Source organism: Spirabiliibacterium mucosae, assembly GCF_014884965.1.
In the GTDB taxonomy this organism is placed as follows: Bacteria; Pseudomonadota; Gammaproteobacteria; order Enterobacterales; family Pasteurellaceae; genus Spirabiliibacterium; species Spirabiliibacterium mucosae.
The window spans coordinates 24,825-48,288 of record NZ_JABTBO010000018.1; the positions used below are offsets into that span (position 1 = coordinate 24,825).

A 23,464-nucleotide genomic window follows, 5' to 3' on the forward strand; every position below is an offset into this window, starting at 1 on the left:
GGTTGCCTTTAAATTTTTTCAATATCAAAGCAGTCTAAATCAATTTTAGCTTCAGTGCCATAAAAGTCACATAAAGCGCGGTGCAACAGTGCCGCCCGCTTTGGCAAACCGTGCTCGGCGTAGTGGCACACTTGGTTATACACCGCTTGCTTAAATGGCCGCGTGTCGCCCGTGGTGCCGTTGAGGTTGTCGCTGCTGGCATAAAAGCGATGGTTGGCCGCCACCGATAAAATCCACTCCAGTGCTTGCGGCTTGACTTCAACCTGCTCGAACAAGCGTTGTTGCGCTTCACTGCGCCCGTCGGCTTCATACCAATAGCCAAAATCCACCAAGCCCCAGCGTTTGCGCCCCGCCACCAGCCAATGGGCTATCTCGTGCAAGGCGCTGCTGAAATAGCCATGGGCGAAATAAATGCCGTTAAACGTGCGGTGTTCATCCGCGGGGAGATAAATCGGCTCGTCGTCGCCTTTGACGAGTTTGGTGTTGTATTCGGCATAAAAAGTGCGGTTGAAAATCGCGATTAAATCGTTGTAGTCGTGTTCCATGCGTTAAAAAGGGGCTAAAAAGCCCCTCCCTTTTAGTTTAAATTTTCAAGTGCTTGAATGCGTTTTTCAAGCGGTGGGTGGCTCATAAACAGCGCTGCCAGCGAGCCTGTGCGTTTGCCGTTGATGGCAAATGCGGCCAGTTCACCTTCAAGTTGCTCTGGCTCATGCAGGCTTTGCAAACGGCGCAGGGCCGCGATCATTTTTTGTTTGCCAACCAATTGGGCGGAGCCAGCGTCGGCGTGGAACTCACGATAGCGTGAAAACCACATGGCAATGATACTCGCCAAAAAGCCAAACACCACCTCCAGCACCATGGCAATCATAAAATACAAGCCTGTGCTGGTTTCGCCGTCGCGGTTGCTGGCCACCACTTTGGCCACCATGCGCGAGACAAAAATCACAAAGGTGTTGAGGACGCCTTGCAGCAGCGTCATGGTGACCATATCGCCATTGGCAATGTGGCTGACTTCATGGGCGAGCACGGCTTCGGCTTCATCGCGCGTCATGTTATTCAAAAGCCCTGTGCTCACTGCCACCAGCGAGTTTTTCTTAGATGCCCCTGTGGCAAAGGCATTGACATCACTGGAGTGATAAATCGCCACCTCTGGCATCGGGATGCCTGCTTTTTGCGTTTGTTGTTTTACGGTGTTGAGCAACCAATTTTCAGTTTCATTACGCGGTTGTGTGATCACCTCACCCCCGACAGCGCGCAGCGCCATGCTTTTGGACAAAACAGTGAAATCAGTGAGCCGGTGAAGCCAAATAACGCGGCAAAAATCAACAAGCCTGCAGCATCTTGCGCCTGCACGCCTGTGAGGGTCAAAATAATATTAAATACGAACAATACTGCCATATTGGTTAATAAAAACAGCACAATTCTCATCATAAATCATCACTCCTATGTAAAGTCCACAGTCATATTAATGGTTACAAAAATGTTATTTTCAAGCGTAGTTTGGCGAAAAATCGCTTTTTTTACAATCATTTTCTGCATTATGTGATACGACATTGCGGAATTTCTGACCAACGCGTGGTGTAGCGCGGGGAGAGAAAATTCTGCTTCATTTTCCACCCTTGTGACAAGGTGGCGGCAAACTGCATTTTGTTGTGATAGCGCGCGTTGAGCTCATCCATCACAGTCATCAATTTGCTGTTGTCGGGCTGGGTTGGAAATAGCGGATATTGCACATGGGCATGCTCACAAAGCTGGGCAAGCAGCACACCGCACTTGACAAATTCGCCACCTTGCCACTGGCGTTTGAGCCCATTGGCCAACAGGCGAGAAACCAACACCGTGTCTTGCGTCGGCTCGGGTAGTTGGAGCGGGAAGCTAATATGCGAGCGCACACCGTCAAAACGTGAGCCATGGGCAAAAAAGAGCACAAACTGGCAGTGGAGTTGCGCTTTGCGCAGTTTGGCCATCGCCTTGGCGCAGTAGTGCGCTTGTGCTTGTTGCAGCTCACACAAGGTGTTGACATTGTGCCCAAAAGAGCGTGAATAGACAATGCTGTGCTTGGCGTGATGGCTGGTGATGTCGATACACGAAATGCCATTGAGCTCTTGCACAGTGCGCTCAAGCACCACGCTGAACGCCTTTTTCATCGCATTGTTCGGCTGCGCGGCTAATTGCTGCGCGGTGTGAATGCCCAGGGCATTTAAATGCTGGCTCAGTTTGCGCCCCACGCCCCACACCTCCGCCACGGGGACTTTTGCCAACAGTCGTTGCTCCAATGCAACATGGTTGAGAAATACCACGCCACCGGTTTTGGGGTAATGCTTAGCGGCAAAATTGGCCAGTTTCGCCAGCGTGCGCGTACGCCCAATGCCCACGCCCACCGGCAGGCCCGTTTGTTTTAAAAGTGCGGTTTGGATCCGCTGGCCTAACGTGGCTAACGCCTCGGGCGGCAGGCCTTGCAAGTCGAGAAAGGCCTCATCAATGCTATAGACCTCAACAGGCGCAAATTGCGCGAGAATGTTCATCACTCGCCGTGACAGATCGCCATAAAGCGTATAATTGCTTGAAAATACCTGCACCCCTTGCGCGCGCAATTGGGCTTTGACTTTAAAATAGGGCGTGCCCATGGCAATGCCAAGCTGCTTAGCGCGAGCGTTGCGGGCGATAATGCAGCCATCGTTATTGCTTAGCACCACAATGGGCGCGTCGCGCAAATCAGGGCGAAATACCGCCTCACAGCTGGCATAAAAGGAATTGACATCCACAAGTGCAAACATAGCTACCTCAGCGGGTGAATGGCATGGGTCACCACACCAAAAATCATCAACTCTGATTCCACTGGCAGTGGTTTATAGCGCCCGCTTGGGTTCATTGGCTCAAGCTGAATGGGCGTGGTTTTTAAATTGAGTTTTTTCACCGTGAATTCGCCTGCCACACAGGCAATGACAATATCACCATGCTGTGCTTGGCGCGCGCGGTCCACCACCAAAACATCATCATCAAAAATGCCAGCCTCGACCATCGATTCCCCCTGCGCGCGGACAAAATAAGTGGCATCAGGGTGGCTGATGCACAGCTCATTGAGATCAAGATAGCGCTCAATGTAATCCTCCGCCGGCGACGGGAAGCCCGCTTTGACATGGGCTAGAACAAACGGAATGCGTAAAGTTTGATGAATACGGGCTCGATACATAACTGAAAAATACTGTTTATTTATACAGTATATTAAGTCAGTTTTTCACAAAGTGCAAGCCAGTGAAGTGCGGTTGGCAAAACACAAAGTGCGGTTAAACCGCACTTTTGTTTTCGGGCTTAATGCAAATGGCTGTGGCGTTTAGGGACTTGGCATTCCCAGCCGAGGTAGTCGCCTTCAAATTGGTTGGCGGCGGTGTCGAAGGCTTTGACAAAGTCAAAGATGCTGTCGTCACTGAGCACCAGCTCGTGTTGCAGCTCGACGATGAAAAAGGCACTTTCGCCGTCTTGCACCGGCTCTTGGGTGTAGCGGATTTCAATCGCGCCAAACTCGCGCATGCCGTGGTCAACAAAGGCTTGCATTTTATCGGCCTCGTCGAAGCGGAATTTGTGGGTGATGAGGTGCGCTTCGGCCAAATTAATGCCATCTTGGCTGAGGCTGTCGAGGGTGAGGGCGGTGGCGTTGAACTTCATCTCCAGCGCGCTGGGCAGCAAAAAGTCGTAATAAATATCGCACTCAGGGTCGTGCTGGACGATCAGATCTTGATAATCCAGCGTGCTGAAGATCGATTTAAACAGCGCCACATCGCGGGTGTAGAAATAGGCCGTGACGGTGTTGCCCATCACGATAAAGCCCACCAGTGAGGTGTGGCTCATGCCGATTAATGGCACCAAAATTTGCGCCAGCTTTTGCAAATGCGCCTCGCACTTGGCCTCGCGGTCAAGCGGCGAGGTGTCGTCGGCGCTGTCTTCAAACGGCATGGAAAACGACATCGCATAGGGGAGGTTGAGCTGGTCTAAAATCATCACCAGCGCGGCATTGAACATCACCACCGATTCATGATCGTTGATCAACGTGCGGTAGGTCTCCCACTGATAGTGTTGTGCTTCCATGGCGCTCCCTTAGGCAAATTCAGCAAAAATAGGCGCGTGGTCGGACGGTTTTTCCATCGCGCGGATGTCAAGGTCAATGCCAGTGGCGATGCATTTTTCGGCCAAGTCACGGCTGGCAAGAATCAAATCAATGCGCAAGCCGCGGTTGTCGTCAAAGCCTTTGGAGCGGTAGTCAAACCACGAGAATTTATCATTCACCTCAGGGTGCTGGGCGCGGAAGGTGTCAACCAGCCCCAACTCGAGCAGCTCGCCCAGCCATTGGCGCTCTTCTGGCAAAAAGGAGCATTTGCCAGTGCGCAGCCAGCGCTTGCGGTTGTCTTCACCAATGCCGATGTCCAGATCCGTTGGGCTGATGTTCATATCGCCCATGATCACCAAATGCTGGCCTTGCGGGTGAACGTTGGCAACATAATGGTTAAGATCGGCATAAAACTTAGCCTTGGCGGGGAATTTGGTTTCATGGGCGCGGTTTTCCCCTTGCGGGAAGTAGCCGTTAATCACCGTCACCACGCCATCGGGGGTGTCGATGTCGGCCATGATAATCCGCCGCTGGGCGCTCTCGTCATCTGTCGGGAAGCCCTTGCGCACGGCGAGAGGCGGCTGCTTGCACAGCAAGGCCACGCCGTAGTGGCCCTTTTGCCCATGGTGGAAGACATGATAGCCCAAGTGTTCCACCAAATGGTGCGGGAAGTCTTCATCAGCGACTTTGATTTCTTGCAGGCCAATCACATCGGGCGCGTGTTTGGCGATAATGGCCTCAAGTTGCGCAGGGCGAGCGCGCAAGCCATTAATATTAAAAGAGATATATTTCATCTGTGATTCCTTTGAATAATGCAGACGTATTCTACCAAAATTGTGGCGTTGTGTCTGTGTTTTGCGCGTTGATTGCATAATCTCTGTAAATTGTGTTTTCGAAGTTGGTTAAATTTTGTTAAAATAGGCCGATTTTACTCAAACCCAAGGACCAAATAATGTTTACCAAAACAAAACTCGCCAAAGCGTTGTGCTTGTCTGTCGGCACCTTTGCGATGGCAAGCGTGGCCTTTGCCCAAGAGGCTGGCACCACAGGCCAACGCGTTGTTGACAAAACAGCAGAAACGTTGCAAGCCGTGCAGTCGGTGATCAACACCCAATCCGATGGCAGTGTTGAAAGTCAAAGTGCGGTGCAAGGTGGCTCGCTGACCCCTGTCGAGGTGGCGCCACAGCCAGAGGGCGCAACCCAAACCCCAGCCAATGAGCAACTCGAGCCACACGAAAGTGCGGTGCCAGCGGTGACAGAAAAACTGCTGCAAGATGCCAAAGGCCCAGTTGATACCCAATCCGACGGCGTGCAAGCCACCGAGGGAGAGTCGCAATCCAACGTGGTGCTCAGTGATGAAGAAAAAGCGCAACAAGCGCAGCTGCTGGCTGAAAACAAAGCCAAATTGCAGCAACTGCTTGGCGGCCACAGCGTGGTGTATGGCGACCAATTAGCCAAACTCTACGGTGAGCACAACTTCCAACCACTGTGGGGCAACAAGCAAGCCACTCAAAGTTTGATGCGCCAATTGGTGCCGTGGGTGCTCAGTGGTGTGTCTAACCAAGCATCGCAACAACTCGGCGCCATCAGCCGCGTGAGTGACAACATGCAGCGCGACATTTTGCTCAGCGATGCCTTTTTGAATTACCTGTACTACGCGCAAAACGTGCGCAGCGCACAACGCCGCTGGCTTTATGGCAACAGTGGCTACAAAGCCGCAGCACCAAATGCGTCAAGCATCAGCGCGTGGAGCCGTGCTATCACTGATGGCAACACTAAAGGCTATGTGCAAGCCCTTGAGCCAAGCAATAAAAATACAAAGCGACCGTCAACCGCATTTTGTCTTCACTGCCGGCCGGTGGCATCGCCAATGTGGCCAGCGTGAGCCAAACCTTGAAACCAGGCGATCGCTCAGTTGAAGTGAATGACTTGGCCACCATTTTGAAAAATAAAGGCTTCTACACTGGTTCTACCAACGAGGAAGTTTACAGCGGTGCGTTAGTCGATGCGGTGAAAGCCTTCCAAGCCCGCAGCGGCTTGAGTGCAGACGGCGTGGTGGGTGCCAACACCCGCGCGCGGCTCAATCCTGTGAGCGTGTCAGCTGGCAGCAACTTGTACAAATTGGCGATCAACGCCCAACGTTTGCGCGTGCTGCCAAATGAAGTGAACGGCATTTTTGTCAACATTCCAACCTATCAGCTCAACTATTACCGCAACGGCCAATTGGTGCTTAACTCCAAGGTGATCGTCGGTAAAAAAGCGCGCCCAACCCCTGTGTTGACCAGCCGCTTGAGCAACGTGGTGGTTAACCCGCCATGGAATGCGCCAACCCGCTTGATCAACGAAGATTTGATCCCGAAAGTGCGCCGTGACCCGAGTTATATCTACCGCAACGGCTACACCATTGTTGACGGCAAGGGCCGCACCATTGACCCTTACACCATCGACTGGGAAAATATGACCGCGAAAAAATTCCCGTACCGCTTGCGTCAAGCACCGGGTGGCGACAGCGCGCTGGGCAGCTTTAAATTTAATATGCCAAGCTCGGATGCGATCTACCTGCACGACACCCCATCGCGCGGCTTGTTCTCGCGCTCAGACCGCGCTTTGAGCTCAGGCTGTGTGCGCGTGCATAAAGCCGATGAATTGGCAACGTTATTGCTTAATGAAAACGGCTGGACCACTGCGCGCAAACAGCAAGTGCTGGCGAGCAAAAAAACTACCTCAACTAACTTGAGCAAACGTGATGATGTTTACTTGTATTACGTCACCATGTGGGTGGGCAGTGATGGCCAAATTCACACCGCGCCAGATATTTATAATCACGACAGAAAATTGGGCAAAACCAATATTAATTGGGCCAATATCAAGAAAAACTTGATTTAAACGTGATTTAAATCGCAAAAATTAAAAAGCTATTGAAAAATAGCTTTTTTTATGTTTTTCTAGTCAGAATTTTGAGGATGATTAAAACTAATTCTTATTTTTATTGTCTTATTTTCACCGCAACTACTTTTTAATACATGATGACAGAAACAAATCAACAACGTCGTAGATGGCTCGCATTAGGTGGCATTGTGCTTGGCAGTGCGCTAATGCCGACGGAACTGTTAGCTGCCGTCTCCACGCCAAAGCCGCGCATTTTAAGCTTTCGCAACATCAACAACGGCGAGCGTTTAACCTCGCAATTGGTCAACGGCAAAATCACCAGTGCCGCGGCATTGCAACAACTCAACTATTTCATGCGTGACCGCCGCTCTCAGCAAGTCACCCGCATGGACCCGAATTTATTCAGCAAGTTTTATCAAATCCAAAGCCAATTGGGGCTGCGCAACACCGAAATTCAAATCGTTTGTGGCTACCGCGCGCCAGCAACTAATGCCGCGATGCGCCGTCGCAGCCGTGGCGTGGCGAAAAACAGCTATCACACCCGCGGGCAGGCGATTGATTTCCGCATTGATGCCGTCTCCCTCTCGCAGGTGAGAAAGGCAGCGCAAGCGCTCAACAACGGCGGAGTGGGCTATTACCCACGCAGCAATTTTGTCCACATCGACACCGGCCCGGTGCGCACTTGGCGAGGCTGATATGCACGTTGAAATTTTGCCCGTGACGGCGTTTTCACAAAATTGCACCGTGATTTGGGACGATGACAAAAACGCCGTGATCATCGACCCAGGTGGTGAGGCGCCACGGCTGATCAAATTTATTGAAGAACAAGGCTTGAAACTCAATAAAATTCTGCTGACCCACGGCCACCTTGACCATGTGGGCGCGGCCAAAAAATTGCAAGATCATTTCAACGTTGAGATGATTGGCCCGCACGTTGAAGACCAATTTTTATTTGACTCACTGCCTGAGCAATCAGCGCGTTTCGGCCTGCCTGAAATCGCCCCGTTTTTGCCCGACCGCTGGCTCAACGAGGGCGAGCAAGTCACCTTGGGTGAACTCATCTTTGATGTGCTGCACCTGCCTGGGCACACGCCAGGGCACATTGGCTTTATCGAAAAAAGTAAAAACGTCGGCTTCACAGGCGACGTGCTATTCCACGGCAGTGTAGGGCGCACTGACTTCCCGCGCAGCAGCCATGCCGATTTGATCAACGCGATCAAAACCAAATTATTTGCCTTTGATGATGATATGATCATCATTCCAGGCCACGGGCCGGCCACCAACATTGGCCGCGAGCGCAAGCTCAACCCGTTTGTGCAATAAAAAGTGCGGTTGGTGACCGCACTTTTTGTTTTTCACTGCACGTTTCAAACCGCACTTTGGGTTTTTGACCTAATCATCGTAATACGACGCCATGCCGTCTTCAGGGCGGGTTTTAAAGCGGCGGTGCAGCCACATGTATTGCGTCACGTCTTTTTCAATCTCGCGCTCGACCACTTTGTTCATCTGTGCGGCGACCTCTTCTTTGCTTTCACCGTGGTTGAAAATCACCGGTTGTGAGATCGACACATGGTAGCCAGAGCCGTCGGCATTGCGCAGTGGCGCAAAAGGCACCACGGCGACGTTGTCGTTGGCTTTGATCAAATAATAGCTGCCCGTGGTGGTGGCGGCGTCTTGCACGCCGAAAAACGGCACAAACACCGCATTTTTGCGCCCGTAGTCGTGATCGGGCGCGTACCACACGGTGTCGTTGTTTTTCAGCGCTTTTAAAATGCCGCGCAAGTCTTTGCGATCCAGCAGCATTTTGTTTGAGCGAATCCGCCCGCGGTATTGAATCCAGTCAAACACTTTGTTGTCGTTGGGGCGATACACACCCACACCAGGGTGCACCAGCCCGATGATGCGCGCGCCCAGCTCAAGAGTCAAAAAATGCACGCCGACAAAAATAATCCCGCCTTGGCTGTGGGCTTTAAGGTGCTCCAGCCCTGAGATGGTCGACCACTTTTTGATCCGCCAATCGGGCCAAAACCAGGCCATGCCTGTTTCAATGATCGCCATGCCCACCGCGCGCAGGTTTTGCGCCAAGATGGCTTCACGCTCTTGCGCGGATTTGTGCGGAAAGGCTAATTCCAGGTTACGACGGGCAATGCGCGCGCGGCGTTTGCCAATGTTCAGATGCATGAACAGCCAGCTTAAGCCGTGGCCGAGTTTGAGCAGCACAGGGTAGGGCAGCCACAAAATCAGGCGAAACAGCCCCACGCCGAGCCACAAAAGCCAATAGCGCGGGTGAAGAAACTCAAGTTTAAACGGGGGCAAGCTGTGTTTGTCGCTCATGGGGTATCCTTGTGTGAAAACGTTATTTTACCGAAGATGGCCCAAAAGATAAACCAGCGCAGGCAAATTGCGCGCGAGCGCGTGATTTTTCTGTCAGTGGTGGGGAAATATGCTAAAATCAGCAAAAAATTTGGAGCATGTATGACGCAATATATCACACAGTTTAATCGCGCCAGTGTGCTGGTGCTCGGCGACGTGATGCTGGACCGCTACTGGTTTGGCGCCACTCAACGCATCTCACCTGAGGCGCCGGTGCCGGTGGTGCAGGTCAACCACAACGAGGCGCGCGCCGGTGGGGCGGCCAATGTGGCGATGAACGTGGCAGGGCTGAACGTGGCGGTCAAACTTTTAGGCCTGGTGGGCAATGACGACAGCGCCCACGCGCTGCGCGAGATGCTCAGTGCCGCGCGCATTGAGTGCGATTTCGCCACCCTTGATGACCACCCAACCATCACCAAATTGCGCATTCTCTCCCGCCATCAGCAGTTGTTACGGCTCGATTTTGAAAATGCCTTCAACCAAACGCAAAGTGCGGTTTTGCTTGAAAAGCTCGAGGCTGGGGCACCGCACTCTGGTGCGCTGGTGCTCTCGGATTACGGCAAAGGCACCTTGCACTGCGTGCAGGAGATGATCGCCATTGCCAATGCGCACAACCTGCCTGTATTGATTGACCCAAAAGGCACTGATTTTGCCCGCTACCAAAACGCCACCTTGCTCACCCCGAATTTGAGCGAGTTTGAGGCCGTGGTGGGTGCGTGCGCCGACGACGATGAACTGTGCGCCAAAGGGTTTGAATTAATTCAACAACTCAATTTGAAAGCGCTGCTCATCACCCGCTCTGAAAAGGGCATGACACTGTTGCAGCTCAACCAACCACCACTGCATTTGCCAACGCAAGCCAAAGAAGTGTTTGATGTCACCGGCGCGGGGGACACCGTGATCAGCGTGCTGGCCACGGCACTGGCCGATGGCCGCACGCTTGAAGAGGGCTGTTATCTCGCTAATGTGGCCGCCGGCGTGGTGGTGGGCAAAGTTGGCACCTCGACCATCAGCCCCGTGGAGCTTGAAAATGCGGTGCATCAACGCACTGATGAAGGCTTTGGCGTGGTGGATAAAGTGCGGTTGCAGCAATTGGTGCGTGAGGCCAAAGCGCGCGGTGAAAAAATTGTGATGACCAACGGCTGCTTTGACATCCTCCACCCAGGCCATGTGTCGTACCTTGACAACGCCCGCAAGCTCGGCGACCGCCTGATTGTAGCGGTCAACTCCGATGAGTCAGTCCGCCGGCTGAAAGGCGAAACACGGCCTATCAATAATCTTAACGCGCGCATGGCGGTGCTCGCAGGGCTTTCTTCTGTGGACTGGGTAGTGCCTTTTGAGCAAGACACTCCTAGAGAGCTGATTGCTGAGATTTTGCCAGATTTGCTGGTCAAAGGCGGCGATTACAAGCCTGAAGACATTGCCGGCAGCCAAGAGGTGTGGGCCAACGGGGGCGATGTGCAAGTGCTCAATTTTGAAAACGGCTATTCAACCTCCAGCGTGGTGGAAAAAATTAAATTACAAGGTTAGGAGTAACAAACAAAATGAAAGTTGCGGTTTATAGCACCAAAAAATACGATAAAAATTATCTTGAACTGGTGAACGTGAAATACGGCTTTGAGCTGGAGTTTTATGACTTTATGCTCACCGAGCGCACCGCCAAAATGGCCGAAGGCGCCGATGCGGTGTGTATTTTTGTCAACGACGTGGCCGACCGCCGCGTGCTTGAGCGGCTCAAAGCGCTTGGCGTGGGCATTGTGGCGCTGCGCTGTGCGGGCTTTAACAATGTGGATATTGAAGCGGCTGCGGAGCTGGGCATCAAAGTGGTGCGCGTGCCTGCCTACTCGCCTGAGGCGGTGGCCGAGCACACCGTGGGCTTGATGCTGACCCTCAACCGCCGCATTCACCGCGCCTACAACCGCACGCGCGATGCCAACTTCTCCCTCGAGGGCTTGATGGGCTTTAATATGCACGGGCGCACGGCGGGGGTTATCGGCAGCGGCAAAATCGGCGTGGCGGTGATGCGCATCCTCAAAGGCTTGGGCATGAATTTGCTCACCTACGACCCGTATGAAAACCCGTTGGCGCTGGAATTGGGCGCAAAATATGTCGATTTAGACACGCTTTATCACCAATCCCACGTCATCACGTTGCATTGCCCGGCCACACCGGAGAATTATCACATGCTCAACAAAGCGGCGTTTGACAAAATGCGTGACGGCGTGTTGATTGTCAACACCTCCCGCGGCTCGCTGATTAATACCAAAGATGCACTGCAAGCGCTGAAATCGCGCAAAGTGCGTGGGCTTGGGATTGATGTGTATGAAAACGAGCAAGGGCTCTTTTTTGAAGACAAATCTAACGATGTGATTCAAGACGACACCTTCTCGTTGCTGGCCGCCTCGCACAATGTGTTGATGACAGGCCACCAAGCGTTTTTGACCGAAGATGCCATCACCAACATCGCTGAGGTGACGCTGCGCAACATCGCGGATATTGTGCTGAATATCCCATGCCAAAACGAGGTGAAACCCTAAAGGGGTTGCATAAAAGTGCGGTTTAGTCTTATTTCAATGCCAAGACTTGAAAAATCGCGCGTTAGCCCTTATCCTTGAAACATCACTAACACAAAAGGATGGACAAATGAGTGAAGTATTACATGTAACAGATGCTAGTTTTGAAAAAGACGTTTTGCAATCCGATATCCCAGTGGTGTTGGACTTTTGGGCGCCATGGTGTGGCCCGTGCAAAATGATTGCGCCAATTTTGGACGAAATTGCCGCAGAACTGGGTGGCAAAGTGAAAATCGCGAAAATCAATGTGGATGAAAACCAACTGGTTGCCGCCAAATTTGGCGTGCGCAGCATCCCAACCTTGGTGATTTTCAAAGAAGGCAAAGCGGTCAACACCCAAGTGGGCGCGCTGCCGAAAACCCAATTGACCGCGTTGATTGAAAAATCCATCGCGTAATCTCAATTGTAAAAAAGCCTCTCGCAGAGAGGCTTTTTTTATGCCTGAAAACCGCACTTTAGATCGCAACCGCACTTTACGTTTGAACCAAAGTGCGGTTGGTGTTATTTCACGCCGCAGTCAAGGCAGTAGAGGTATTGCCCTTTCGGGTCGTTGAATTGATTGAACGTGCCCAATTGTGCGGCTGCCTGCCCCAGTGGTGATTGCGGCGTGATGCCAAAGGCGCGCAGCACCAGTTGTTTGACGCTCGCTTGGCCGTCGCTTAACAATTTGCCCAGTAGGCTGTCGTCTTGCTCGACAAACCATTGCACCTTGACGTGCTCGGCGTTGGCCAGGCCCGCTTGCGCACGCTTGGCGTTGATGAGCGTGACGGCCTCATCAACAGCGGTGTTGAAATCCCCGAGTTTATCCACGAGCTTTTTCTCCAGTGCGGTTTGCCCCAGCCACACTTGGCCTTGCGCCACGCTGTCGGCCTGCTCGCGGGTGATGTTGCGCCCTGTGGCCACAATGTTTAAAAACTGCTGATAGCCGTGCTCAATACCGAGCTGGATGTAATCTTCCGCCGCTTTGGGCAAGGCGTTGGTCAGCGCCATTTCACTGAGCGGGTTGGTGGCCACGCCATCGCTGTGTACCCCAAGTTTGGAAAGCGAATTTTCAAGCGTGAAAAACGCGGCAAAAATGCCAATGGAGCCAGTGAGCGTGTTCGGGCTGGCGATGATTTTATCCGCACCGGCGGAGATCCAATAGCCACCCGAGGCCGCCATGCCGCCCATCGACACCACCACTGGCAGCCCTTTGGCTTTGAGTGCGTTGACGGACTGGCGAATCAATTCGCTGGCAAAGGCGCTACCACCTGGCGAGTTGACGCGCAAAATCAGCGCTTTCACGCTCTCATCACGGCCAACGCGTTCAAGTTGTTCCACCACGCTGTCGCCGCCCACGGCTTGATTGGTGCTGTAACCGTCGATGATTTCCCCTTCAACGTTGACCACCGCGATTTTATTCTCGGCCTCAAAGTCAAAACGGCTTGGCAGCAGGCTGACGTAATCTTGCAGGGAAATCTGCTCAAATTTGCCCTCGTCGCCCTCACCAAATACGCCCACGAGCGTTTTATTAATAGTGGCATCATCGGCCAATTCGGTGACAAGGCCGGCCTTTAAGGCATATTGCGCACTGTCGCCGCCGTGGGCTTTGAGCTTGGCGATCAGCGTTTCAGGCGCTGGCAGAACCGCACTTTGATCGATTTGGCGGTTTTGCGCGATGGTCTCTTGCATATTCGCCCACAATTGGTTGAGCCAAAGTGCGGTGTTGGCTTTCGCCTCAGGCGACATATCATCACGCATAAACGGCTCAACGGCGGCTTTGTAGGTGCCGACGCGGAAGATGTGCGGCGTCACCTCGAGTTTGTCGAGCAGGGATTTGAAAAACAGCGTATTGGCCGCAATCCCTTGCAGGCCAACTTCGCCGGCGGGGTTGAGGAAGATTTTATCGGCAAAGCTCGCCAGCCAGTATTGTTTTTGGCTGTAGCTGTGCGCCATGGCGTAAACGGGCTTGCCTGCGGCTTTGATGCCGTTTAATGCGTCACCAACAAACGCCAGTGAGGGCACGTCACCGCCGACAAAGTTGTTGAGGTCAACCACCACGCCTTTGATGCGCTCATCGCGCGCAGCGGTTTGCAGCGCATTGACCACATCAAAGGTGGAAATTTGGCGTGGTACGCTGCGCTCATCCAGCTCGTTTATCAGCCCCATCACATCGCGCACGGGGCGGTTGTCGGCCAAAAAGCCGTCAAGGTTGAGCACCAATGCGCCGGCAGGCTCGGCAACATCGGCGCCACCGCGGACAAAAAGTGCGGTCACGCTCAAGCACAACAACACAAACAGCACGAAAAATACGTTCAGCACCAGATCGCGCACAAAGCACAACGCACGCCAAAAAAAGCGCAGCAGTGAGAGGATCGCTTGCATAAAATTCCTTAGTGATTGATTGAAAATGGGGTATATTGTATCAATAATTTTGTGAAAACCTAGCTTGAAGGAGTAAAAAATGCACGCCTTGGATCTCTTGCTGCAACGCCGCTCAAACAAAAACTCACCGCCCCTGCGCCCAACGCCGAGCAGCTGGAAAAGATGATCCAAGCCGCGATGCACGCGCCCGATCACGGCAAGCTCAAGCCCTACCGTTTTGTGGTGATTGATGAGCGCGCCCAAGGCAAGCTTGAAGCGCTGCTTAGCGACGCCGTTGATGAGCTCAACCTTGGGGAAGAGCGCAAAGCCAAAGCCCACAGCGTGGCGCACCGCGCGCCGATGATGGTGGCCGTGGTGGCGAAAATCAACCCTGATATCGACAAAGTGCCTGGCTGGGAGCAAATGCTGTGCGCCGGTTGTGCGACCTACGGATTGCAGCTGGCGGCCAACGCGCAGGGGTTTGACAACGTGTGGGTGACAGGCCCGTGGGTCGAGGGCAGCGCACTGCGCGAAGCATTAGGCTGCAGCGAGCACGACAAAGTCATCGCGCTGGTGATGATCGGCACCGCGGAGAACAAGCTAGACAATGGCCGCGAATACAATGTGGCGGAGTATGTCAGCTATCTTTAGTCTGCGCGCGGTAGCGGCTGGGTGACACCCCTGCGTGAGTTTTGAACACTTTGGAAAAGTGTGATTCCGATTGATAGCCCACTTCGAGCGCGATGTTGAGCACCGATTTATTGGTGTTTTTCAGCAACATTTGCGCTTTTTGCATACGTAGATCAAGCAAAAATTTACCGGGCAGGGTGTCTGTTTTCTGCTTAAACAAGCGAATGAAGTTAGCCCGCGACATGGCGCAAAGTTCGGCGAGTTTGACCATATTCCACGGCTTTTCAGGCAGCTTGAGCATTGCATCAACGGCGTGAAACAGGCGTTTGTCTTGCAGTGCGGCAAAAATGCTGTGGCCGAGCGCGTCCCCTCGGCGAATATAATCCCGGATTAAATAGGTCAGCAGCACATGGCACACGCCGTTGATGATGGCGTGCGAGCCAAGCTGGGCGCGTGCCTCTTGCTGCAAAATCATCACAATAGGCATCGTCACCGCCTCTTGGCCGGAGAGAATCCAATAATCGGGCATCACTTTCGGCAGCAGTGCGCTTTGGGTGTAGTCAAAATAGCCGCAAAACATCTCAAAATCGTATTCCTCACCGCTTTGGTGCAGCTCAAACAAGCCGTGGCTGCGCGTTTGCGTGGTGCTTGCGACCGCACTTTGCGTTTGTGTGCCGAGCAGGTGGCAAAGCCCGTTGGGGAAGAAGAGAATATCGCCTTTTTGCAGCGTGTGGCGGTGCTTGCCGATTTGCACTTGGCATTGGCCAAGGGTGATGATGTGAAACACGCCGCGCGGCTGGGCGGCTTGCTGCACCTGCCACTCGCCACAAAAGCGGCAAAGCACGTTGATCTCCCCGCGCACGTCGGCGAGCTGAATCAAATTGTCGAGATAATCCATAGCGGCCCTTTTTGAATTAAAAACCAAAAGTTGATACTATCGAGCAAGAATTATTGCGCTAAAGTATCAATAATACCCTCAGTCAATCACGAAGTGAATCACTTTAGTTAAGTTAAGGAGAAATTATGTTTACAGATTGGAAAAACCACACCGCCTTGGTGAAAAAAGCGTTTGGCAAATTAGGCCAAAAACACCCAAAAATGCTGCAAGCCTACGGCGCGCTGAGCAAAGCCGCGGCTGAAGGCGACGTGCTGGATGCCAAAACCCGCGAGTTGATCGCCCTGGCTGTGGCCGTGACCACCCGCTGCGAAAGCTGCATTTCTGTCCACGCGCAAGAAGCGGTGAACGCAGGCGCGAGTGAAGAAGAAGTGGCCGCTGCCTTGGCCACCGCCATCGCCCTCAACGCAGGCGCGGCGTACACTTACTCACTGCGTGCGCTGGAAGCATTCGAAGAGCAAAAATAATGTTGCTTAAAAACAAAACCGCACTTTGCAAAGTGCGGTTTTTTTATGCCTAGGCTTTCTCTCCTTGGGCGAGGATAAAGGCGCGAAGTTCATCTAAACTTTTGCCTTGCAGTGGGCTGTGGGGGTTGTCAAACAGTTGGCGCACGCAGTGAATGCGCTGCTTCACCAATGAATAGGCCAGCACATCAAGCTTGGCGCGCGCTGCCCAATCAATAAAAGTGATTAAGTAAGAATAGGCCAGCTGCTGCCAGGTTTGGAATTGCCCGCCAAATACACCGCCGCGGCGCGCAGCATATTGCGCACTTCTTGCTCTTTGACAAAGCCAAGGGTAAAGCACGCGCGCGTGAGCCAAATAAAGCGCACCAGCTCGGAGCCGGCGGAGTTGACTTTGCGATCGCGCTCATTGACTTGATAGCCAAAATCCCGTAGGCAGCGGTCGTATTTCGCAAAGTGCGGTATGGCGCTTATCATTTGCTCTTCTTGGCGCAGCACTGACTGCCACAGCGCTTGCATCGCCTGCATCGCGCTGGCACTGTCGGTCACCTTCCATGAAGTTTGCAGAAGGGCTTTCAGCTCTGTTGTGCCCGCGTCATTGGGCTTCATGCCCTCAAGGGCGTTGAGGTACATCGCATCGGTGCCCGTGAGCGCATACTGCGGGTTGCGCTCAAGCTCAATCAGCGCGCTGTTTTGATTTGAGCAAATCAGCGTGACATCATAAAAGCTCTGCGCCAGCGCGGCAAATTCTTCGGCTGTGTTTTGCAGGGCAAAGTGCGGTTGGCTTGTTTTCAACGTGCCGAAAAAACACTGCCCGATCGGCTGGCTGGCGCGTTTGACAAACAACAGGCTCAAAAACACCTTAAACGCCGTATAAAGCCCCAAAATCACAAGCCCAATCATCAACACCCAGCGTGGCAGGCTCTGGGAGGGGGAAACAAAGGTGAAATAACACAAAAACAACAACGCCAACAACGGCATCAAAAAATTAAATTGCTTTAAAAACAAGCGCTGCTTGAGGTTCATGACTGCTCCGAAGGTGAGGGTGAATTATACGGTGTGCGCAAAAGCACTTGGCTGTAAAAGTTGCCATTAATTTGCGTTTTGTTCATGTGCAGCCGCTGAAAGGCAGAAAACAGCTGCGCATCGGGCTGGCCTGGGTTGGCCCAAAAGTCATCCAGCGCGCCTTGATAGGTCAGCCCTGGGATGTTGTAGCTCGCGCGCCCCAAAGTCAGCACTGGCATGGTGTGGATCAAGGCTGAGATCCCGCTGGTGGAGTTGAGCGTGACCATGCCCTTGCCGTGGCGCAAAAACACGGGCATCGCCACATCGTGAATATAAAAAAGCCGCCCTTTGAGCGCGGGGTATTGCTGCTTGAACTGCTTGATCACCTTGCTGTAATCCACAAAGCCGCGGTCCATCGGGTGGTGTTTGACAATCAAGCGCAAGTGCGCAGGCGCGTGCTCGGCGAATGAGGTGAGCACATGGGTTAAAAAGTCCTGCACGGTGGCAAAATCACTGTGCACCCGCACTTGGCTGTCGTCGTAGACTTGCAGCGGCAGCACAAAAAACTCGCCAAACTCACCGCGCTCAACGCGCTTGGCAAAATTGGCATCTTCCAGCCAATAGCGCAGGCGCTTGATGCCCGAGATGACCCACAAGCGAATGTAATAATTGATATTCAGCAGTCGATGGTGCTTGTAATGCGGGTATTTTTGCCGATTCCAGTAGGCTTTGGTGTAATAACGCGTGGCAAGGCGCGCCACTGGCCAAAAGCCCGAGGCCACAGGCGTTGGCTCATCGGGCATGGGCAAATCTGCCCCGTGGGTTAAATAATAGTCCGCCGTGCGCGGCAGAGTGGAAAAATCATTCACGCCGTCTTTTTCCAGCGTGATAAAGTGCGGCCTGAAATAACCCTCTTCAAAGGCCCAAAAGGTCAAATCAAAGCGTGTGGCAATGCGCTTGGCCACAACGTGATAATAACGGTTATCGCCAAAGCAGACGATGCTTTGGATTTGCTTGCGCTGCACCAAATCACTCAAAAATTGTTCAAAATGATCAAGGGTTGAAGTGTAACTGATCACCTCACTGGCATAACCTGGGGGGAAGAAGTGCTCATCACCATAATTGAAATTGATTTTAGTGCACTGCTTACCTTGGCGCTCAAGCCACTGCGCCAGGGTTTTGAAAAAATGCCCAATCGGCCCTTGCAAAAGCAAAAAGCGCTCACCACTGGCAAGCAGGTCATCTAAATTGTGCTGAAACATGCGCACTATACCCCATAAAAGCTTTTGAAAATAATGTACTTTTTATAGTATAACTCCATAAATTGATTAGCAATAAATTTTATTGGTAATTGATTTTTTTGCTACAGGTGTATCATTATGCGCAAGTGAGATGCATTGGTTATGGAATAAAAAGTGAAACTTCTTGTAATTTTCGGAACAAGACCAGAGGCCATTAAAATGGCGCCGTTGGTTAAAGAATTAAATAAATTTCCTCAAATTGAATCCAAAGTTTGTGTAACAGCGCAGCATCGAGAAATGCTTGATCAAGTCCTTAATCTGTTTGAAATTGTTCCTGATTTTGACTTGAATATGATGAAAGCTGGGCAAACATTGCAAAGCATTACAAGCGATATTTTGATAGGGCTAACAGCTATATTAAAATCGTATCGCCCAGATTTTATATTGGTTCATGGTGATACGTCTACAACGTTTGCAGCGAGTTTAGCAGCATTCTATGAAAAAATTGCAGTGGCGCATGTCGAGGCAGGATTAAGAACTGGAAACCTGTATTCACCTTGGCCTGAGGAAGCAAATCGTTGTTTAACGACTGTGTTGAGTCGATTACATTTTGCGCCTACAGAAGAATCAAAAAATAATTTATTGAAAGAAAATATAGCTGCTGCTGATGTGTTTGTAACAGGTAATACGGTGATTGATGCTTTGTTGGCAACCAACCAAAAATTGCAAACGGAAACCTATAAGCAGTTGATGCAAGAGCGGTTTCCTTTTTTACAATCTGATAACGATATGATTTTGATCACTGCTCATCGTCGTGAAAACCATGGGCAAGGTATTATAAATATTGCACAGACTATTAAAGACTTGGCTGAGCAATATCCTGATAAACAGTTTGTATTGCCTTTGCATATGAATCCTAATGTGCGTCAGCCGCTAACTGAAGTGTTATCCAATTCAGGTAATATTTATTTGATTGATCCGCAGGAATATTTGCCTTTTGTTTATTTGATGAGTAGAGCAAAAATCATTTTAACCGATTCGGGTGGTGTTCAAGAAGAGGCGCCTTCATTGGGTAAACCTGTTTTGGTTATGCGAGATACAACAGAGCGACCAGAGGCTGTTGCAGCAGGAACGGTGCGGCTAGTAGGTTCTAATCGTGATACGATTGTAGAGCAGGTGGTCAAATTACTTGATGATGGGCAAGCATATCAAGAAATGGCTCAAGCAAAAAATCCCTATGGCGATGGGAAGGCTTCACAAAGAATTGTGAAAGCGTTATTGGAAATGAATGTTTAATTTAGTTAGGAGTAGGGCGGTAATGTCAACGTCAGAAAAGTAATTTCGGTTATTGGGTTGGGTTATATTGGTTTACCAGCGGCTGCAATGTTTTCATCGCGCGGTGTGAAAGTTATTGGTGTTGATGTGAATCAACATGCAGTTGATACTATTAATCAAGGTAAAATTCATATTGTAGAACCTGGATTGGAAGAGATTGTACAAAAAGCGGTTTCAGACGGCCTTTTGCGTGCTGTGACATCGCCTGAACCAGCTGATGCTTTTTTGATCGCAGTTCCTACGCCTTTTAAAGGTGATCATGAGCCAGATGTGAGCTATATCAAGGCAGTTGCTAAATCATTGGCACCTGTTTTGAAAAAAGGTGACGTGATTATCTTGGAATCTACTTCACCAGTAGGCACGACTGAACAACTGGTTGAGTGGTTATCAAGTGCTCGCCCCGAGCTTACCTTTCCTAAAGAGGGTTGCAATGCAACACCAGATGTATATGTAGCCTATTGTCCAGAACGAGTACTACCAGGGCAAGTTATTCGTGAATTAGTTGAAAACGATCGGATTATTGGTGGTATTACAGATGCATGCTCAGAAAAAGCTATTGAAGTATACAAAATTTTTGTAGAAGGTGAATTGTTAAAAACCAATGCACGTACTGCCGAAATGAGTAAGCTAACAGAAAATGCTTTTCGTGATGTAAATATTGCCTTTGCTAATGAATTATCACTCATTTCCGATCGATTAAATATCAATGTTTGGGAGCTTATTTCACTAGCCAACCGTCATCCGCGTGTCAATATTTTACAACCTGGTTGTGGTGTAGGTGGGCATTGTATTGCTGTAGATCCATGGTTTATCGTTGATAAAACGCCAGATTTGGCTAAGATGGTTCGTACAGCGCGTGAAGTTAATGATGGTAAGCCGCAATGGGTTATTGAGCAAGTGCAAAGTGCGGTTAAAAAAGCAGCTCACGAGGCAGGTAAAAAACCAGAAGAGATGAAAATTGTCTGTTATGGATTAGCATTTAAGCCTGATATTGACGATTTGCGCGAAAGCCCAGCTTTGATGATTACAGAAAACTAATGGATCTCTATCCAAATCAGGTTTATGCCGTTGAACCAAATTACCACGAAGGCACCGAACACCATGGCGAAAGGAAATTCGTTTGATATCTTATGAAAATAGTTTAAAAGAGGCTGATGTTGCAGTACTGCTTGTTAATCATAAAGAGTTTATGCAAGGCAAGCCATGCTTCAAATCTTCTGCATGTGTAGTAGATACAAAAGGTATTTGGAATTAATTTCTAAACTATAGAATTGATGGCATAAATGACGATGAGTAAAAAAAGAAAAAAACAGCTGCAACAAAAAAAAGTTCAGTTGCTTCAAAAATAGCAAAACTGAATACGCTTGGCAGTTCACATGGGCAATTATCTGAGCTGGACAATAGTTCGTGTCAATACCAAATGGCTGACTCATCAAAAGGTTATCTCTCAGACGGCATAATATTTTCTTTAAAAAGACAATTAAGTACTTTAGATAAAAAAAATATTAGATTAGAAAATAAGAATATTAGTTTAAATAGCGAGATTCAAAATCTTAAAAAAGAGTTGCTTTTCTATAAGCAAGAGTACAGTCGCTTTGATGCTGAAAAACAACAGCTGTTGGTAAGAGAGCTCAAAGCTAGAGATAAAGTATTGAGTTATGAGAACTCAATGTCATTTCGTTTAGGCTACGCCATTATATTTGCTTTTAAAAATCCAGGAGGCTTAAGGCATTTAATAAAAACTATTTTTTCATTGATAGGTGAGCGAAAAATAAAAAGTTCGGCAAAAATTGGTTTTTAACCCAGCAGATCATGTAAATGTACCTAAAATTAGTTTTGCGCAATGGAATAAAAGAAAACCTGTTTTTCAATGGCTAACACCTAAAATTGATGGGAAAAAATTTATTAAGCTTAGCCAAGATGAGTCACAACAGTTAAGTCGAGAGCCTATAACGCACACTATCTCATGTGGAGATGGTGTGGTTGAATTAGTACTTTCTATTGACATATTTAGCAATCAGCCTAAACCTAAACAAGCCCTACTTTTCTTTTCATTTCGTGACAAAGATGGAAGAATATTGGATCCAGTAGTGGATTATCCTTTTAGTAAAGCTTTAAACAAGTCTTATGTTTATTTGAATACAGATCCTAGACAATTCGATCAAGTTTTACTAATCCTCCCTGAAACATGTCGCTCAGTTGATATTGGATTGCAGACTTGGGATAGTGGTGATGCGAAAATACAATTGAGTAATAAAGTTGGTATTACGACTTACAAAGAAGGAGTTTCAGTCGTTATTCCTACTTATAAAGGGGTAAACACTATAAGGAAGTGTATAGAGTCACTTTTGAATCAAGACTTTCCCAAAGATTCCTATGAGCTATTGATAGCCATAAATGGCGAGTCTGATGGAACAAATATCTTACTTGAAAAAATCAAACGTAAGCATCCTCTGGCTAATATTAGAATTTTGCAAATACAAGAAGCGGGCGTTGCCAATGCGAGGAATCTTGCTGTTTCTGAGTCATCTTATAATTACACTACATTTATTGATGATGATGACTATGTAAGCCAAAGTTATTTGACATCTCTTTATTCTCTTGCTGACTATTATTCAGTTGTATTAACTGGAGTGACTGATGTTTCACCAGAAGGCAAGACACTTCCAACAGTTATCACACAACAGTTAGGCAAAGTATTACTTAAAGAAGATATTCAATATAGTGATGTCTCATCATCACTAACAATGAATGCTTGCAAACTTGCGCCAGCTCATATGGTAAAGGCAGTATCCTATTTATGTGAATTACGTAGTGGAGAAGATGTTGTTTATTGGTCAGAGCTAATAAGTCGCTTCCAGCCTAGGGTGAAAGTGGTAGAAGAGTTGGAAAATGCCGTTTACTATCGAGTATTACGTGAAAATTCTGTATCAAGACAGAAAGAGTCATTTGATTTCAATGTTCGTCAGCGTTTAATGGTAATTTCAGAGCTCATTAGACTACTGAAAAACGCACCTGTAAAAATTATTGCTGATTTTGTACAAAGTAAGATTAATGCTCAAGCAGGATTTGTTAAACGTTATCTAAGCAAATATCCGCAAGAATTTCCAGATTTCCAATTGCTAGTTGACGAGTTAAAAGTCAACAATAGTGTTATTAGAGAAATTAATGCTCAATTTTCAACCGCATTGATAATATCCTATTGCTATGCCCCGTATATAGATACCTCAGGTGTAGTTATGGGTAAGCGGGTAAGAAATATGGAGCAAACGGTTGATGTTATTTATAACAGCATGGACAAAGTTCGGTCTAAAGATGCCAATTTGCTAAATATTTCTTTACCGTTTGTAGGTAAAATGATTGAGCTTAAATGTGCACAAACTTTCTCAAATTGGAATGGAATAGAGCAATTTGCAGAGCAAGCCTTTGTTGAAACAGCTAGATTGCTTTCTCGTCGTCCTATTTATGAAAAAATTTATAGTCGAGCAATGTGGCCTGCATCTCATTTTGCTGCCGCATTAATTAAAATCTAAATATCCACAGATGAAATGGGTCGCAGAGTTTTCAGACCCCTTATTGCTTTGATGTTGACAGGTAATCAAACGCCATGAGCC

General features: G+C 49.5%; 22 protein-coding genes and 3 pseudogenes. 13 read left to right on the forward strand and 12 right to left on the reverse strand.

The window, feature by feature from the left end:
• Positions 1-8: 8 nt before the first annotated feature.
• From HPC37_RS07720 to xthA, 6 genes and pseudogenes are all read right to left on the reverse strand, one after another.
• Positions 9-545, reverse strand: a complete 537-nt coding sequence (locus HPC37_RS07720; RefSeq protein WP_208122583.1) for an elongation factor P hydroxylase — start codon at positions 543-545, stop codon at positions 9-11.
• Between the two features lie 32 nt (positions 546-577).
• Positions 578-1,431 (reverse strand): annotated as a pseudogene (gene htpX, locus HPC37_RS07725) (protease HtpX).
• A 107-nt stretch (positions 1,432-1,538) separates the two neighbouring features.
• Positions 1,539-2,777: a Y-family DNA polymerase gene (locus tag HPC37_RS07730; protein WP_208122584.1), complete on the reverse strand. Its 1,239-nt coding sequence runs from the start codon at positions 2,775-2,777 to the stop codon at positions 1,539-1,541.
• A 2-nt stretch (positions 2,778-2,779) separates the two neighbouring features.
• Positions 2,780-3,193, reverse strand: a complete 414-nt coding sequence (gene umuD, locus HPC37_RS07735; RefSeq protein WP_208122585.1) for a translesion error-prone DNA polymerase V autoproteolytic subunit — start codon at positions 3,191-3,193, stop codon at positions 2,780-2,782.
• A gap of 119 nt (positions 3,194-3,312) precedes the next feature.
• Positions 3,313-4,086: a TIGR01619 family protein gene (locus HPC37_RS07740; RefSeq protein WP_208122586.1), complete on the reverse strand. Its 774-nt coding sequence runs from the start codon at positions 4,084-4,086 to the stop codon at positions 3,313-3,315.
• A 9-nt stretch (positions 4,087-4,095) separates the two neighbouring features.
• Positions 4,096-4,899 (reverse strand): exodeoxyribonuclease III, encoded by an 804-nt coding sequence (xthA, locus tag HPC37_RS07745; protein WP_208122587.1) that lies wholly within the window; start codon positions 4,897-4,899, stop codon positions 4,096-4,098.
• A 158-nt stretch (positions 4,900-5,057) separates the two neighbouring features.
• Here xthA and HPC37_RS07750 point away from each other — a divergent pair, with 158 nt between their 5' ends.
• The 4 genes from HPC37_RS07750 (at position 5,058) to HPC37_RS07765 (ending at position 8,317) form a co-directional block, all read left to right on the forward strand.
• Positions 5,058-5,990 carry a L,D-transpeptidase scaffold domain-containing protein gene (locus HPC37_RS07750; protein ID WP_208122588.1) on the forward strand — a complete coding sequence of 311 codons (933 nt, stop codon included), beginning with the start codon at positions 5,058-5,060 and terminating at the stop codon, positions 5,988-5,990.
• Positions 5,991-6,025: 35 nt separating this feature from the next.
• The gene (locus HPC37_RS07755) at positions 6,026-6,991 is read left to right on the forward strand and encodes a L,D-transpeptidase family protein (RefSeq protein WP_345790024.1); all 966 of its coding nucleotides are present in this window, start codon (positions 6,026-6,028) and stop codon (positions 6,989-6,991) included.
• A 140-nt stretch (positions 6,992-7,131) separates the two neighbouring features.
• A complete protein-coding gene (gene mepK, locus HPC37_RS07760; protein WP_208122589.1) occupies positions 7,132-7,689 on the forward strand; it encodes a peptidoglycan L,D-endopeptidase MepK in 558 nt (185 codons plus the stop codon).
• A 1-nt stretch (position 7,690) separates the two neighbouring features.
• A complete protein-coding gene (locus HPC37_RS07765) occupies positions 7,691-8,317 on the forward strand; it encodes an MBL fold metallo-hydrolase (RefSeq protein WP_208122590.1) in 627 nt (208 codons plus the stop codon).
• A gap of 69 nt (positions 8,318-8,386) precedes the next feature.
• On the opposite strand, the gene HPC37_RS07770 is transcribed toward HPC37_RS07765, so the two are convergent.
• Positions 8,387-9,328 carry a Kdo(2)-lipid IV(A) acyltransferase gene (locus tag HPC37_RS07770; RefSeq protein WP_208122591.1) on the reverse strand — a complete coding sequence of 314 codons (942 nt, stop codon included), beginning with the start codon at positions 9,326-9,328 and terminating at the stop codon, positions 8,387-8,389.
• Between the two features lie 141 nt (positions 9,329-9,469).
• Here HPC37_RS07770 and hldE point away from each other — a divergent pair, with 141 nt between their 5' ends.
• From hldE to trxA, 3 genes are all read left to right on the forward strand, one after another.
• Positions 9,470-10,897, forward strand: coding sequence for a bifunctional D-glycero-beta-D-manno-heptose-7-phosphate kinase/D-glycero-beta-D-manno-heptose 1-phosphate adenylyltransferase HldE (gene hldE, locus HPC37_RS07775; protein WP_208122592.1), 1,428 nt, complete (start codon positions 9,470-9,472; stop codon positions 10,895-10,897).
• 14 nt (positions 10,898-10,911) lie between these two features.
• The gene (locus tag HPC37_RS07780) at positions 10,912-11,904 is read left to right on the forward strand and encodes a 2-hydroxyacid dehydrogenase (protein ID WP_208122593.1); all 993 of its coding nucleotides are present in this window, start codon (positions 10,912-10,914) and stop codon (positions 11,902-11,904) included.
• A 106-nt stretch (positions 11,905-12,010) separates the two neighbouring features.
• Positions 12,011-12,337, forward strand: coding sequence for a thioredoxin (gene trxA / locus HPC37_RS07785; RefSeq protein ID WP_208120113.1), 327 nt, complete (start codon positions 12,011-12,013; stop codon positions 12,335-12,337).
• A gap of 104 nt (positions 12,338-12,441) precedes the next feature.
• On the opposite strand, the gene sppA is transcribed toward trxA, so the two are convergent.
• Positions 12,442-14,304 carry a signal peptide peptidase SppA gene (gene sppA / locus HPC37_RS07790; protein ID WP_208122594.1) on the reverse strand — a complete coding sequence of 621 codons (1,863 nt, stop codon included), beginning with the start codon at positions 14,302-14,304 and terminating at the stop codon, positions 12,442-12,444.
• Between the two features lie 79 nt (positions 14,305-14,383).
• Between sppA and HPC37_RS07795 the strand changes: the two are divergent.
• Positions 14,384-14,934, forward strand: a pseudogene (locus HPC37_RS07795) (nitroreductase family protein).
• Here HPC37_RS07795 and HPC37_RS07800 read toward each other — a convergent pair.
• A complete protein-coding gene (locus HPC37_RS07800; protein ID WP_208122595.1) occupies positions 14,921-15,811 on the reverse strand; it encodes a helix-turn-helix domain-containing protein in 891 nt (296 codons plus the stop codon). The pseudogene HPC37_RS07795 and the gene HPC37_RS07800 overlap by 14 nt on opposite strands.
• Positions 15,812-15,936: 125 nt before the next feature.
• Between HPC37_RS07800 and HPC37_RS07805 the strand changes: the two genes are divergently transcribed.
• Entirely contained in the window at positions 15,937-16,275 is a 339-nt protein-coding gene (locus HPC37_RS07805; protein WP_208122596.1) for a carboxymuconolactone decarboxylase family protein, read from the forward strand.
• A gap of 49 nt (positions 16,276-16,324) precedes the next feature.
• On the opposite strand, the gene HPC37_RS11090 is transcribed toward HPC37_RS07805, so the two are convergent.
• The 3 genes from HPC37_RS11090 to HPC37_RS07815 are packed head-to-tail and all read right to left on the reverse strand — an operon-like array spanning position 16,325 to position 18,536.
• Positions 16,325-16,459 (reverse strand): hypothetical protein, encoded by a 135-nt coding sequence (locus HPC37_RS11090; protein WP_282435400.1) that lies wholly within the window; start codon positions 16,457-16,459, stop codon positions 16,325-16,327.
• A 38-nt stretch (positions 16,460-16,497) separates the two neighbouring features.
• Positions 16,498-17,295, reverse strand: coding sequence for a DUF1266 domain-containing protein (locus tag HPC37_RS07810; protein ID WP_208122597.1), 798 nt, complete (start codon positions 17,293-17,295; stop codon positions 16,498-16,500).
• The gene (locus tag HPC37_RS07815) at positions 17,292-18,536 is read right to left on the reverse strand and encodes a capsule biosynthesis protein (RefSeq protein WP_208122598.1); all 1,245 of its coding nucleotides are present in this window, start codon (positions 18,534-18,536) and stop codon (positions 17,292-17,294) included. The genes HPC37_RS07810 and HPC37_RS07815 overlap by 4 nt, the downstream gene beginning before the upstream one ends.
• A gap of 153 nt (positions 18,537-18,689) precedes the next feature.
• Here HPC37_RS07815 and wecB point away from each other — a divergent pair, with 153 nt between their 5' ends.
• The 4 genes and pseudogenes from wecB (at position 18,690) to HPC37_RS07835 (ending at position 23,383) form a co-directional block, all read left to right on the forward strand.
• Entirely contained in the window at positions 18,690-19,811 is a 1,122-nt protein-coding gene (gene wecB, locus HPC37_RS07820; protein WP_208122599.1) for a non-hydrolyzing UDP-N-acetylglucosamine 2-epimerase, read from the forward strand.
• An 87-nt stretch (positions 19,812-19,898) separates the two neighbouring features.
• Positions 19,899-21,105, forward strand: a pseudogene (gene wecC / locus HPC37_RS07825) (UDP-N-acetyl-D-mannosamine dehydrogenase).
• 165 nt (positions 21,106-21,270) lie between these two features.
• Positions 21,271-21,651, forward strand: a complete 381-nt coding sequence (locus tag HPC37_RS07830) for a hypothetical protein (RefSeq protein WP_208122600.1) — start codon at positions 21,271-21,273, stop codon at positions 21,649-21,651.
• Positions 21,641-23,383, forward strand: coding sequence for a glycosyltransferase family 2 protein (locus tag HPC37_RS07835; protein ID WP_208122601.1), 1,743 nt, complete (start codon positions 21,641-21,643; stop codon positions 23,381-23,383). The genes HPC37_RS07830 and HPC37_RS07835 overlap by 11 nt, the downstream gene beginning before the upstream one ends.
• Positions 23,384-23,464: the final 81 nt, after the last annotated feature.

What these genes read in the sequence shown, in the direction of transcription:
- HPC37_RS07720 (WP_208122583.1), bottom strand. Translation starts at nt 545, where the DNA reads ATGGAACACGACTACAACGATTTAATCGCGATTTTCAACCGCACTTTT.
- HPC37_RS07730 (WP_208122584.1), bottom strand. Translation starts at nt 2,777, where the DNA reads ATGTTTGCACTTGTGGATGTCAATTCCTTTTATGCCAGCTGTGAGGCG.
- umuD (WP_208122585.1), bottom strand. Translation starts at nt 3,193, where the DNA reads ATGTATCGAGCCCGTATTCATCAAACTTTACGCATTCCGTTTGTTCTA.
- HPC37_RS07740 (WP_208122586.1), bottom strand. Translation starts at nt 4,086, where the DNA reads ATGGAAGCACAACACTATCAGTGGGAGACCTACCGCACGTTGATCAAC.
- xthA (WP_208122587.1), bottom strand. Translation starts at nt 4,899, where the DNA reads ATGAAATATATCTCTTTTAATATTAATGGCTTGCGCGCTCGCCCTGCG.
- HPC37_RS07750 (WP_208122588.1), top strand. Translation starts at nt 5,058, where the DNA reads ATGTTTACCAAAACAAAACTCGCCAAAGCGTTGTGCTTGTCTGTCGGC.
- mepK (WP_208122589.1), top strand. Translation starts at nt 7,132, where the DNA reads ATGACAGAAACAAATCAACAACGTCGTAGATGGCTCGCATTAGGTGGC.
- HPC37_RS07765 (WP_208122590.1), top strand. Translation starts at nt 7,691, where the DNA reads ATGCACGTTGAAATTTTGCCCGTGACGGCGTTTTCACAAAATTGCACC.
- HPC37_RS07770 (WP_208122591.1), bottom strand. Translation starts at nt 9,328, where the DNA reads ATGAGCGACAAACACAGCTTGCCCCCGTTTAAACTTGAGTTTCTTCAC.
- hldE (WP_208122592.1), top strand. Translation starts at nt 9,470, where the DNA reads ATGACGCAATATATCACACAGTTTAATCGCGCCAGTGTGCTGGTGCTC.
- HPC37_RS07780 (WP_208122593.1), top strand. Translation starts at nt 10,912, where the DNA reads ATGAAAGTTGCGGTTTATAGCACCAAAAAATACGATAAAAATTATCTT.
- trxA (WP_208120113.1), top strand. Translation starts at nt 12,011, where the DNA reads ATGAGTGAAGTATTACATGTAACAGATGCTAGTTTTGAAAAAGACGTT.
- sppA (WP_208122594.1), bottom strand. Translation starts at nt 14,304, where the DNA reads ATGCAAGCGATCCTCTCACTGCTGCGCTTTTTTTGGCGTGCGTTGTGC.
- HPC37_RS07800 (WP_208122595.1), bottom strand. Translation starts at nt 15,811, where the DNA reads ATGGATTATCTCGACAATTTGATTCAGCTCGCCGACGTGCGCGGGGAG.
- HPC37_RS07805 (WP_208122596.1), top strand. Translation starts at nt 15,937, where the DNA reads ATGTTTACAGATTGGAAAAACCACACCGCCTTGGTGAAAAAAGCGTTT.
- HPC37_RS07810 (WP_208122597.1), bottom strand. Translation starts at nt 17,295, where the DNA reads ATGAACCTCAAGCAGCGCTTGTTTTTAAAGCAATTTAATTTTTTGATG.
- HPC37_RS07815 (WP_208122598.1), bottom strand. Translation starts at nt 18,536, where the DNA reads ATGTTTCAGCACAATTTAGATGACCTGCTTGCCAGTGGTGAGCGCTTT.
- HPC37_RS07830 (WP_208122600.1), top strand. Translation starts at nt 21,271, where the DNA reads ATGGCTGACTCATCAAAAGGTTATCTCTCAGACGGCATAATATTTTCT.